Annotated in this window: 13 protein-coding genes; 7 read left to right on the forward strand and 6 right to left on the reverse strand. The window is 68.2% G+C overall.

What is annotated here, in order from left to right:
* Positions 1-128 precede the first annotated feature (128 nt).
* A complete protein-coding gene (locus U9J23_RS04315; protein ID WP_230824565.1) occupies positions 129-1,115 on the forward strand; it encodes an LLM class F420-dependent oxidoreductase in 987 nt (328 codons plus the stop codon).
* 48 nt (positions 1,116-1,163) lie between these two features.
* Here U9J23_RS04315 and U9J23_RS04320 read toward each other — a convergent pair whose 3' ends face one another.
* Together U9J23_RS04320 and U9J23_RS04325 are read right to left on the reverse strand one after the other, a co-directional pair.
* Positions 1,164-1,727, reverse strand: coding sequence for a GNAT family N-acetyltransferase (locus tag U9J23_RS04320; protein ID WP_272266806.1), 564 nt, complete (start codon positions 1,725-1,727; stop codon positions 1,164-1,166).
* Positions 1,728-1,744: 17 nt separating this feature from the next.
* On the reverse strand, positions 1,745-2,413 hold the full coding sequence (locus tag U9J23_RS04325; RefSeq protein WP_230824563.1) for a DUF3239 domain-containing protein: 669 nt from the start codon (positions 2,411-2,413) through the stop codon (positions 1,745-1,747).
* Between the two features lie 241 nt (positions 2,414-2,654).
* Between U9J23_RS04325 and U9J23_RS04330 the strand changes: the two genes are divergently transcribed.
* From U9J23_RS04330 to U9J23_RS04340, 3 genes are read left to right on the forward strand one after another with little or no spacing between them, the layout of a single operon-like run.
* A complete protein-coding gene (locus tag U9J23_RS04330) occupies positions 2,655-4,022 on the forward strand; it encodes a CitMHS family transporter (RefSeq protein WP_200360159.1) in 1,368 nt (455 codons plus the stop codon).
* Between the two features lie 49 nt (positions 4,023-4,071).
* Complete coding sequence (locus U9J23_RS04335; RefSeq protein WP_230824561.1) at positions 4,072-5,742, forward strand: ATP-binding protein; 1,671 nt, start codon at positions 4,072-4,074, stop codon at positions 5,740-5,742.
* Positions 5,724-6,386 carry a response regulator gene (locus U9J23_RS04340; RefSeq protein WP_230824558.1) on the forward strand — a complete coding sequence of 221 codons (663 nt, stop codon included), beginning with the start codon at positions 5,724-5,726 and terminating at the stop codon, positions 6,384-6,386. The genes U9J23_RS04335 and U9J23_RS04340 overlap by 19 nt, the downstream gene beginning before the upstream one ends.
* Positions 6,387-6,419: 33 nt before the next feature.
* On the opposite strand, the gene U9J23_RS04345 is transcribed toward U9J23_RS04340, so the two are convergent.
* From U9J23_RS04345 to U9J23_RS04360, 4 genes are all read right to left on the reverse strand, one after another.
* On the reverse strand, positions 6,420-8,078 hold the full coding sequence (locus U9J23_RS04345; RefSeq protein ID WP_230824556.1) for a DNA repair helicase XPB: 1,659 nt from the start codon (positions 8,076-8,078) through the stop codon (positions 6,420-6,422).
* Between the two features lie 132 nt (positions 8,079-8,210).
* Positions 8,211-8,369 carry a hypothetical protein gene (locus U9J23_RS04350; RefSeq protein ID WP_016691299.1) on the reverse strand — a complete coding sequence of 53 codons (159 nt, stop codon included), beginning with the start codon at positions 8,367-8,369 and terminating at the stop codon, positions 8,211-8,213.
* Positions 8,370-8,390: 21 nt separating this feature from the next.
* On the reverse strand, positions 8,391-8,558 hold the full coding sequence (locus tag U9J23_RS04355) for a hypothetical protein (RefSeq protein ID WP_016691300.1): 168 nt from the start codon (positions 8,556-8,558) through the stop codon (positions 8,391-8,393).
* Positions 8,559-8,573: 15 nt separating this feature from the next.
* Positions 8,574-9,011: a hypothetical protein gene (locus U9J23_RS04360; RefSeq protein WP_155418936.1), complete on the reverse strand. Its 438-nt coding sequence runs from the start codon at positions 9,009-9,011 to the stop codon at positions 8,574-8,576.
* A gap of 174 nt (positions 9,012-9,185) precedes the next feature.
* Here U9J23_RS04360 and U9J23_RS04365 point away from each other — a divergent pair, with 174 nt between their 5' ends.
* From U9J23_RS04365 to U9J23_RS04375, 3 genes are all read left to right on the forward strand, one after another.
* A complete protein-coding gene (locus U9J23_RS04365; RefSeq protein ID WP_326601554.1) occupies positions 9,186-9,959 on the forward strand; it encodes an ABC transporter substrate-binding protein in 774 nt (257 codons plus the stop codon).
* 287 nt (positions 9,960-10,246) lie between these two features.
* Positions 10,247-11,110: an ABC transporter permease gene (locus tag U9J23_RS04370; RefSeq protein ID WP_059381817.1), complete on the forward strand. Its 864-nt coding sequence runs from the start codon at positions 10,247-10,249 to the stop codon at positions 11,108-11,110.
* Positions 11,086-11,811, forward strand: a complete 726-nt coding sequence (locus U9J23_RS04375) for an ABC transporter ATP-binding protein (RefSeq protein WP_059381853.1) — start codon at positions 11,086-11,088, stop codon at positions 11,809-11,811. Before U9J23_RS04370 ends, U9J23_RS04375 begins: the two co-directional genes overlap by 25 nt.
* Positions 11,812-11,820: the final 9 nt, after the last annotated feature.

Consider the following 11,820-nt stretch of genomic DNA (forward strand, 5'->3'; position numbering starts at 1 on the left):
GACGGGAACGCAGTCGTCGTGTCGCGCACGGCGCCGGAGTTCGGAAGAATGTTCGGCGGTCGCACTGCACACTGGAGCCCGTGGGTGATGGACGACATCGCGCCCGTACCTATCAGCGAAGGAGCCGCATGCGTTTCGGACTGTTCGTTCCCCAGGGTTGGCGCCTGGACCTCGTCGGCATCGATCCCTCCGACCAGTGGCAGGTGATGCGCGATCTCGCGCTCCGTGCCGATCGCGGCCCGTGGGAGTCGATCTGGGTGTACGACCACTTCCACACCGTCCCTGTACCCACCGACGAGGCCACTCACGAGGCATGGACTCTCGTGTCGGCCTTCGCCGCCGTCACCGACCGTGTGCGCATCGGCCAGATGTGCACCGCCATGGCCTACCGCAACCCCGCCTATCTCGCGAAGGTCGCGGCGACCGCCGACATCATCTCCGGTGGGCGCATCGAAATGGGGATCGGTGGCGGATGGTACGAACAGGAATGGCGCGCATACGGTTACGGATTCCCGTCGGCGGGTGATCGACTGCGTCGGCTCGACGAGGGCGTGCAGATCTTCCGCCAGGCGTGGACCACGGGCTCTGCGACGTTCTCGGGCAGGCACTACACCGTCGACGGCGCCATCGTCCGTCCGCTTCCGCTGCAGGACGGCGGTATTCCCCTGTGGATCGCCGGCGGCGGCGAGAAGGTGACCTTGAAGATCGCCGCGAAGTACGCGCAGTACACCAACTTCGACGGCACACCCGAAGGATTCGCGCGGAAGTCGGAGATCCTGCGCGAGCACTGCGCCGAGGTCGGCACCGACTTCGACACCATCGTGCGATCGGCCAACTACAACGTGGCGATCGGCCGCACCGAAGCCGAGGTGCAGGACCGGCTCGAGGCTCTGCGGGCCCGTCTCGAACCGATCGTCGGAGCGGAGAAGGCCGACGGGGCGCTCGACGCCTTCCGGGGGATGCCCGCCGTCGGAACTCCCGAGCAGATCGTCGAGAACCTCACGGCGCTGAAGAAGCAGGGGCTCGAGTACGCGATCTTCTACGTTCCCGAGGCTGCCTACGACACCTCGGGGCTGGAGCTGCTCGAGAAGGAAGTGCTTCCGCACCTCGCGTGATACCCGCGGCCCCGGGTACTACAGCGCTGAGGCCACAGCGCCCGAGGGCTACAGGGGCCAGCCGTCCACGGGGCCGGGTGGGTCGTCGGCGGACAGTCCGGCGACCCACACGTCCCTCGGCACGCCCCGCTGGAGCAGGCCGTTGCGGGCGATGCCCTCGTACCGGAACCCGGCCCGTCGCGCGACGAGCGCCGAGGCGTCGTTCCCGACGAATGCGCGCCAGGCGCCCCGCGGGACGTTCATGCCGTCCTGCGCGAAGGCGAAGCCACATGCCAGTCGCACCGCGGCCGTCGCCGTACCCCGGCCTCGGGCCGTCGGTGCGATCCAGTAGCCGATCTCCGGATCGGCACTCTCACGCGGGACGAATCCGACCATGCCGCAGAACATCCCATCCGCGGAGCTTCGTACGGCCCAATCGGGGAAACCGTTCGCCCACTTGGCCGGAACGACGTCCTCGACGAAGTGCAGTGCGTCGGCCCGGGTGTAGGGGGAGGGCACGGTGGTCCACCGGGCGATCAGAGGATCCCGGCACGCCTCGGTGATGGCGTCGACGTCGGCCGGACCCGGTGGCGAGAGCACCACCGCACCGTCGGTCAGCGTGCGTACTTCCATGTCACCGCAGTCCTGTGTCACCGCAGCTCGGGCGGCAGTTCCTTGCTCGCCAGTTCGAGGCGACGCTCGTCGGTGGCGTCGACCTGGTCCACCATCTTCAGCTTGTCCTTCAGCACGCGCCACTCCACCTCGGGGATCTGCGCGACCGCGTCGGCGATGACCTTCTGATCACGGGTACCCCAGGCGATCGGCATTGGGCCGACCATCTGCCATGCCCCCGAGTCGTTGCGGGTCGTGCGGTCGGACAGGACGGCGGCACACGGCACCCGCTCACCGATCGCGATCCGATGACCCGGCACCGCCTCCACATTGCGGGTGACCAGGGCGAAGTGCCGGCCGGACGTCTCGGGCTTGGCGATGTCGACCAGCGCGAGCAGCGTCAGCCCGCGGGCACGCTTGGCGGCGACGACGGCCGGGACGAGCGGGCTGTCGCGGTAGAGCTGCTCGATGGTCCCCACCTTGCGCGGCGCCCACAGCGCCACCCACACCGACGTCGCGGCCGCGACCGCCAGCACGGCGGCGACGATGTACGCCCAGGCCTCACCGAGCAGGAACAGACCGACCGCACCCGCGACGCACACCAGGCCGACGAATATCGCCGACCATCGCAGACGACGGACATCCGCGAGGGTCTGGTTCACGGCCTTGGCATGGGGCAGGTCCACGGGGAAGTCGAAGCGGCGCACGCCACCAGCTTATTGGACCCCTTCGGCCGACCACGACCGGCTCGAGCAGAATGCGCACAACGGGGCTTTCGCGCGCAACGGTGACTCGGTGAGGGACGTGGCCACACACTCTGCTGTAGCAGAGATCACACAATCCTCACGGCTTCGAGCCGGACCCCCGCACGAACCTCCGGTCGCACCGCGACCCGCAGTGGACGTGTGCCCGGACCGGCCCCGACCACGTCAGAAAGTGGGCACCGCCATGCTCGTCGTCCTCGGCTTCCTGATGGTCGCCACGTTCATGTACCTGATCATGTCGAAACGGGCCACTCCGGTCGTCGGCCTGATCCTGATCCCGGTCGCGTTCGGCCTCATCGCCGGAGCCGGCACCGACATCGGCGACATGATCGTCGACGGCGTCGAAAGTCTCGCCCCCACAGCGGCGCTGCTGTTCTTCGCGATCGTCTTCTTCGGCATCATGATCGACGTCGGCCTGTTCGACCCGCTCGTGCGGCTCATCCTGCGGCTCGTGCGCGACGACCCGGCGCGACTGGTGATCGGAACCGCGGTGCTGGCGATGGTCGTCTCCCTCGACGGGGACGGGTCCACGACGTTCATCATCACCACCTCCGCGCTGCTGCCGCTCTACCTGAAACTGAAGGTCAGCCCCGTCGTCCTCACCGTCGTCGCGGGACTGGCGAACGCCACGATGAACATCATCCCGTGGGGCGGGCCGACGGTCCGTGCGGCCAGCGCGCTCGGGTTGTCCCCGTCCGAGGTGTTCGTCCCGATGATCCCGTCGCTCGTCGTCGGACTCGTGGTCGTGCTGGGCTTCGCCGCCCACCTGGGCTTCGTCGAGCGTCGCCGCCTCGGGAAGCTCACATGGAAGCCCGACCTGATGCCGCTCGGCGCCGGCCCGTCCGGAGTGGGTACGACGATCGGCAAGGACACGGACGAGGCCGGGGAGGTCGGGCAGTTGGCTGCCGGGCTCGACCCCGACCGTCCGACCCTGCGTCCGCGTCTGCTGCCCTTCAACGCGATCCTCACGGTGGCACTGCTCGTCGTCCTCGGTCTCGACATCCTGCCGATCCCCGTGCTGTTCATGATCGCCGCGGGTATCGCACTGGCCGTGAACTTCCCGCGCGTCGTCGACCAGTCCGCCGCGATCGCACGGCACTCGTCGAGCATCGTGTCGGTCGTCGCGATGGTGTTCGCCGCGGCCGTCCTGACCGGTGTGTTCCAGGGCACCGGCATGGTCGAGTCGATGGCGTTGTGGCTCACCGGCGTCGTCCCCGACTCGCTCGGCCCGTTCCTCGCCGTCATCACCGGTCTGCTCAGCATCCCGATGACCTTCTTCATGACCAACGACGCCTTCTACTTCGGGGTGCTCCCCGTCCTGGCGGAGACGGCAGCGCAGTACGGCATCGAACCGGTCGAGATGGCGCGCGCATCGATCACCGGACAGCCCGTCCACATGCAGAGCCCGCTGGTCCCGGCGATCCTGCTGCTGGTGACCCTCGCCGGGGTGCCGCTGGCCGACCACCACCGCAAGGTGCTGTGGCGCGCCGGAGTGGTCTCGGTCGTGATGCTCGTGGTCGGGGTGGTACTCGGGCAGATTCCGTTCGGGTGAGATCGGCCCCGGGCCACACTGGACGGATGGGACGAACGGGAGCGACGCCGTGAAACTTCGCACCCAGGTACTTCTGCTCCAGTCCGCGGTGGTGGCGGTGGCACTCGGCATCGGATTCACGGTGTTCGCCACCACCACCGAGGACCGCGTCACCGACGAGTACGGTCAGCGGGCGCTCGCGATTGCGCGGTCGGTGTCCGCGGACCCGACCGCGCGGGCCGAGGTCGCACGTTATTCGGCCGCCGACGACGGGGTGGTCTCCCCGGACAACCCGGAACTCGCAGCCGGTGCGGTGCAGCAGGCCGCCGAGGCCGTCCGTACCGCCACCGGGGCGTTGTTCGTCGTGGTCACCGACGACCAGGGACTCCGGCTGGCCCATCCCGATCCGGAGCAACTCGGCCGGAGGGTGAGCACCGACCCCACCGAGGCCCTCGCCGGACGCGAGGTCGTGACCAGCGAGTCGGGCACGCTCGGCGATTCCGTGCGGGCGAAGGTGCCGGTGAGCGATCCCGTCTCGGGCAGGGTGGTCGGGGAGGTGAGCGTCGGCATCGCCACCGACCGGGTGCGCGCCGACCTGCGCAGCGACCTCGCCGATGCCGTCCTGATCGCGCTTGCAGCACTCGTGTGCGGTGCTGCCGGATCGTTGCTGCTCGCCAACCGCTGGAAGCGACTCACCCTGGGACTCGAACCCGAACAGCTCACCGAGCTGGTCCGCGAACAGGAGGTCGTGCTGCACGGGATCTCCGACGGGGTCGTCGGCACCGATGCCCGCGGCATCGTCACGGTCGTCAACGCCGAGGCACGTCGCCTGCTCGATCTCGACGACCGGATCGGTCGCAACGTCGACACTCTCGGGATCACCCCGCGGCTGCTCGACGTGCTGCGCTCCGCGGACGGCATCCCGGTCGCGGCGACCACCGGCGACCGGGTCGTCGTCGCCGTCTCGCGGCGCGTGGTGCGCGACGGCCGGGATCTCGGCACGGTGATGTCGGTGCGGGACCGGACCGACATCGAGACGCTCACGCGCGAACTCGACGCGGTCAAGGCGATGAGTACGGCGCTGCGGGCGCAGAGGCACGAATTCGCGAACCGGCTCCACCTGCTCGACGGACTGCTCCGCCGGGGGCATGCGGAGCAGGCGCTCGCGTACATCGAACAGATCCTCGGTTCGGGCCCGCTCGGTGAGCAGCTCGAGGGCATCGACGCGATCACCGACCCGTATCTGCACGCCTTCCTCGTCGCGAAGGCCGCGCATGCGCGCGAGCAGGGAGTCACGCTCGTGCTCGGCGAGAACACGTGGGTGCATGCCACCGTGCGGGCACCTGTCGACGTCACCACGGTGCTCGGGAACCTGCTCGACAATGCGATCGAGGCGGCACGCACGAGTGGGCGCACACCGGCCGAGGTGGAGGTCGAACTGATGGAGGACGGTGGCGAGCTGCACGTGAGTGTCGCGGACACCGGCGACGGCGTCGATCCCGCGCTGCCCGACGTCTTCGTCGAGGGCGCGACGACCCGGAGCGATCCGACGGTGCCCGGTGGCCGCGGAATGGGGCTGGCGCTGGCCCGACGCATCGCGCGGCTGCACGGCGGCGACGTCGTGCTGGCGGACCGCGGCGGGCAGCGCACACCGGAGAATCCGACCGGGGGTGCGGTCTTCCTGGCGACTCTGCCCGGGATGCTCGACGAAAGGGACACGGGATGGGCGGAACGGATCTGAAGGTCCTCGTCGTCGACGACGACTTCCGCGTCGCCGAACTCCACGCATCCGTGGTCTCGGGGGTGGCGGGATTCGAGGTCTGCGCGGTCGCCGGGAGCATCGCGGCCGCCCGGGACGCCGTTCGGGCCGGACCCGTCGACCTCGCCCTCGTGGACGTGTACCTACCGGACGGCTCCGGGATCGACCTGATCCGGAGCCTCGAATGCGACAGTTTCGTGCTCGGCGCCGCCGGCGAGGGCACGGCGGTGCGCGCGGCGCTCGCCGCCGGTGCACTGGTGTACCTGGTCAAGCCGTTCGCGAGCACCGAACTGGCCCGCCGCCTGGCGGCCTACGCGCAGTACCGCAGGGTCGTCGCGGGGGAGGAGCTCGCCCAGAACGAGATCGACACGGCACTGGCCGCACTGCGGCCGGTGTTACCGGCCGCCCGCCCGGCACCCTCGCGTTCGATGACCGAAGAGCTCGTGATGCAGGCGCTCCGGGAATCCCCGGAACCGATGTCGGCGGGGGAGGTGGCCGTGACGATCGGGGTGTCGCGCGCGACCGCCCAGCGCTATCTCGCGGCCCTCGTCGCGAAGAAACGCCTGCGGATGCAGTTGCGCTACGGCACCACCGGCCGTCCCGAACAGGAATACCGGCCGCTGTGACGCGGGGTACCCGTGGTCCCGGAAAACTCTGCGTCAGCCGATCTGCGGTCCGAGCAGGTCGTCGGCGTCGGTGATCCGGTACGCGTAACCCTGCTCGGCGAGGAACCGCTGGCGGTGCGCGGCGTACTCGGCGTCGAGGGTGTCGCGCGAGACCACGGAGTAGAAGTGGGCCTGGCCGCCGTCGTGCTTCGGACGCAGCAGCCGCCCGAGACGCTGGGCCTCCTCCTGACGCGAACCGAAGGTGCCCGACACCTGGATCGCGACCGAGGCCTCCGGCAGGTCGATGGAGAAGTTCGCGACCTTCGACACGACGAGCACCTTCAACTCGCCCGACCGGAACCGGTCGAACAGCGCCTCGCGTTCCTTCGTCTTCGTCGAACCCTTGATGACCGGGGCGTCGAGCGCTTCACCGAGCTCGTCGAGCTGATCGATGTAGGCGCCGATGATCAGTGTCGGGGCGTCCTTGTGCTGCTCGAGGATCGACTTCACCACCGGGATCTTGGTGCGCGCGGTCGAGCACAGCTTGTACCGCTCCTCGGGCTCGGCCACCGCGTACGCCATGCGCTCGGCGTCGGTGAGGGTCACGCGGACCTCCACGCAGTCGGCGGGGGCGATCCAGCCCTGGGCCTCGATGTCCTTCCACGGTGCGTCGAACCGCTTCGGGCCGATGAGCGAGAAGACGTCGCCTTCGCGTCCGTCCTCGCGCACGAGGGTCGCGGTGAGCCCGAGGCGGCGGCGGGACTGCAGGTCGGCGGTCATCCGGAAGACCGGCGCCGGAAGCAGGTGCACCTCGTCGTAGATCATCAGCCCCCAGTCGCGGGAGTCGAACAACTCGAGATTGCGGTATTCACCCTTCGACTTGCGCGTGATCACCTGGTAGGTGGCGATGGTGACCGGACGGATCTCCTTCTTCTCGCCCGAGTACTCGCCGATCTCGTCCTCGGTGAGGGACGTGCGGGCGATCAGTTCGCGCTTCCACTGGCGCCCGGCGACCGTGTTCGTCACGAGGATGAGCGTCGTCGCGCCGGCCTTCGCCATCGCGGCGGCGCCGACCATCGTCTTGCCGGCACCGCACGGCAGCACCACGACACCCGAGCCGCCCGACCAGAACGAGTCGGCGGCCAGTTCCTGGTAGTCGCGCAGGTGCCAGGGGTTCGTCTCGAAGTCCAGTGAGATCGAATGGGCCTCGCCGTCGACGTACCCCGCAAGGTCCTCGGCCGGCCAGCCGATCTTCAGCAGCATCTGCTTGACGCGTCCGCGCTCGCTCGGATGCACGATCACGGTGTCGTCGTCGATGCGGGCACCGAGCATCGGGGCGATCTTCTTGTTCCGCAGGACCTCGGCGAGCACCGCCCGGTCGAGGCTGACCAGGGTCAGGCCGTGCGCGGGGTTCTTGACCAGCTGGAGGCGCCCGTAGCGGCCCATGGTGTCGACGATGTCGACGAGCAGCGCCTGCGGGACGGCGAACCGGGAATGCGAGACCAGCGCATCGACGACCTGCTCGGCGTCGTGACCGGCGGCACGAGCGTTCCACAGTGCCAGCGGCGTCACCCGGTAGGTGTGGATGTGCTCGGGGGCGCGTTCGAGCTCGGCGAAGGGTGCGATCGCCTGCCGCGCCTCGTTCGCCCGTTCGTGATCGACCTCGAGGAGCACGGTCTTGTCGGACTGGACGATGAGCGGTCCGTCGGCCACGAGTGCCTCCTGTGGATGGAAAGTAGAACTTTCCCATTCTCCAGGTTCGGGCCGTACCGCGCCACCACGACGGTGTACGGCCGTGCGTTCCCCCGTGGCGGGAACGCACGGCCGACCGGTTTCACGGCGTACTCACCGTGCGAGCGACTGCCGCACCTCCATCACGCACACCAGTGCCTCGGAGATACCGGACCGGTAGCCGGCGTCCTTCTCGGAGGCGGGAGGCCTCGAATCCAGTTCCGATTCGAGTCGTTCCTGGATCTTGTCCAGGGCATGCAGCGTCCGCTTCATTCCAGTACCGATTTCTCTTTCTCAGGCCGGCTGTTTCATCGCGCCGGCTCGCTCGTCGAGAACGAACACCCGTGCACGCGCCAATGCGGCACGATATCCGTGCCGCTGTGCGTCGGTGCCCGTTTCCCGACCGGACAATCCACTTATCTTCTCGTACAGCGCTTCGAGCGCCGCGATTTCGAGATCCATGGCCTGCAACCGGATTCAGCTCCGCTTCCGCTTACGGATGAACTCGCCGGCTTCGGCGGCCTTCTGCCGCTTCTCCTGGCGACGTTCCTTCAGGGACTTCGCAGGCTTCTTCGGATTCTTGCCCTTGTCGGCCATTGTCACTCCATCTTCGATGAACAACCACTCGACAGGACCACACCATACGTCATTTCCCAGGAAATGCCAGTCGCTCGAATTATTCTGTGCGCCATCCGAACACGGCGCCGAAATATCCCGCACTCCGGTTTCCGGAGTTGATTTCACCGTGCGTCGATCCCTGTCGGGAAGTTCCGCGCGGCCGATACCGTCACCGGCGATGCTGTGCGGACAGAGGATGTCCACAGCCCGGGCAGACGGGGGAGAGCGATGGGCCGGACCGTGATCGCAGGCCGCAGTGCCTCGCGTCGCGAGCACCGTGCGTGTCGCGTCGTCCACCGATCGCGGTTCCGCGGTTGTCCGCACTGTCGCTGTCGGCTATACCGCGACCGCTGATCTCGGGATCGTTCCTCTCGGGGCCGGGCCCGCGCCCGGGTTCCCGTTCGTCCTCCGGTAGCGCGCGTCGGCGCATTCCGCGCGACGTCGCGCCCCTCACCTTCGCAAGGAGTTCTCATGACCGTGTCCTCACTCGTGCGCTCTCGAAGATCGCGCGCTCCGATCGTCGTCGCGGCCGCGCTGAGCGTCGTGCTCACCGGGTGTGCCGGCGGTTCGACCGGGGGATTGTCCGCCGACGCCGAACTCCCCGAGGAGATTCCACCGGGGACGTCGTTGAGCATCGCGGTCAAGCCCACCCGCATCCAGCTCGAGGCCACCGGCCGTATCGACGAGTTGCCGTTCACGGTGTCGGACTGGCCCGACGTCTCCGCCGGTCCCGACGTCATCCAGGCGTTCCGCGGCGACGCCGTCGATCTCGCGTCCAACGCGGCGATCCCTCCCATCCAGGCCCGTGCCACCGGGCTCGACGCCAGAATCGTCGCCGTACGCGAGAAGGATTCGCCGCAGTATTCGCTCGCGACGGCGTCCGGTGCCGACATCGATTCGTTGGACGACCTGCGCGGCAGGAAGATCGCGCTGTCACCGGGGCAGGCCCAGGGTGTCGTCGTGCTCCGGACGTTGAAGTCGGCCGGAATCGGCCTCGACGAGGTGGAATTCGTCGAACTACCGAGCACGCAGTTCCTCACGGCACTCCAGGCGAAACAGGTCGACGTCGCACCGCTGGCGGAACCGACTCTCACGAAGTATCTGAACCAGTACGAAACCGAGGGTGCGCGAGGGGTGTTCACGCCCGAGGTCGACGCGTTGAGCGTTCTGTGGGCTCCGGTGTCCGTGCTCGAGGATCCCGCGAAGGTCGCGGCGATCAAGGAGTTCATCCCGCTGTGGGCGTAGGGAGACGTCTGGGCGTGGGAGAACCAGGACGAGTGGATCCGCAGGTACTACGTCGAGAGCGAAGGGGTCTCGTACGAGGACGGTAAGCGGATCATCGAAACCGTCGGGCAGAAACCGGCCTACCCCACCGACTGGGACTCCGCGATCGAGTGGACGCAGGAAACCTCGGAACTGCTCGACGAGGCCGGGTGGTTCGACGAGTTCGACGTCGAGCAGATCTTCGATCGCAGATTCGAAACCGTTGCCGCGGAATCCGTTCCGCAGGAGTACCGGAAGGGGTCGGATTCGTGACCGGCACACTGACACAACCGGTGGAGGTCGGCGCCCGTACGCCGGCTCCCGTCGATCCGCCACCGACGGAGGGGATCAGGCCGCTCCGTCGGCTCGGTCTCCGCAAGGCCGTCCCGTTCTCGCGCATGACCGGCGTGGTTCTGCTGCTCGCCGTGTGGGCGATCGGTTCGGGCGCCGGGTGGATCGACGACCGCAAGCTCTCCGCTCCCTGGACGGTGGTGACCAGCGCGATCGAACTCGTCGCGGAGGGAACTCTGCAGCAACACATCCTGGCGTCGCTGAGCCGTGCCGTGCTGGGCTTCGTGATCGGATGCGTCATCGGTACGGCGCTCGCACTCGCGTCAGGACTGACACGTACGGGCGAAGCGTTGATCGACGGCCCCGTACAGTTCAAGCGTGCGATCCCCACTCTGGGTCTCATCCCGTTGCTGATCCTGTGGCTCGGCATCGGCGAGACCTTCAAGATAACGGTGATTGCGCTCGGCACGGTCGTGACCATCTACATCCAGACGCACAACGCCCTCACGGCCATCGAACAGCGCTACGTCGAACTCGCCGAGGTACTCGGCCTCACCCGTGCACAGTTCGTGTGGAAGGTGGTGCTGCGGGGAGCGCTGCCCGGATTCTTCCTCGGTCTGCGCCTCGCGGTGACCGGTGCGTGGCTCACCCTGATCGTGGTCGAGAGCATCAACGCCGTGAGCGGCCTGGGCAAGATGATGTTCAACGCCCAGAACTACGGTCAGCCGGACGTCATCCTCGTCGGATTGCTCGTCTACGGCGTCTTCGGTCTGGCATCCGACGCCGGCCTCCGGTTGCTCGAGCGTCGCGCGCTCGCCTGGCGGAAGACGCTGGGCGGATGAACGCCGTACGCATCCGCGGCCTGATCCGCGGCTTCGGCGACCGGAACGTGCTCGACGGGCTCGACCTCGAGATCCCCGACGGGCAGTTCGTCGCCCTGCTCGGCAGGAGCGGGTCCGGGAAGTCCACCCTGCTGCGTGCGCTCGCCGGACTCGACTACGACGTGGAGATCCGCGGCGGCGCACTCGCGGTACCGGAGAAGGTCTCCGTCGCCTTCCAGGACTCCCGCCTGCTGCCCTGGCTGCGCGTGCTCGACAACGTCACGCTCGGACTCGACAGGCAGGGGAGGAGCCGGGGATCCGAGATGCTGGCCGAGGTCGGCCTGGCCGGACGTGAGGACGCCTGGCCGCTCGAACTCTCGGGTGGGGAACAACAGCGTGTCGCGCTGGCCCGGGCCCTGGTGCGGGAGCCGCAGTTGCTGCTCGCCGACGAGCCGTTCGGTGCACTCGACGCCCTGACCCGCATCAGGATGCACGGACTGCTCGACGACCTCGTCCGCGCGCACCGTCCCACGGTGCTGCTCGTGACCCACGACGTCGACGAGGCGATCGTCCTCGCCGACCGGATCGTCGTGCTGGACGAAGGACGCATCGCCGTCGACCGCCACGTGGATCTCGACAAACCCCGTTCCATCACCGACCCCGGTTTCCGGGACATCAGGGAGGACCTCCTCACCGCCCTCGGTGTCATCACACAACCGTGACGAAAGACC

Source organism: Rhodococcus sp. PD04 (assembly GCF_035918275.1).
Lineage (GTDB): Bacteria > Actinomycetota > Actinomycetes > Mycobacteriales > Mycobacteriaceae > Rhodococcus > Rhodococcus rhodochrous.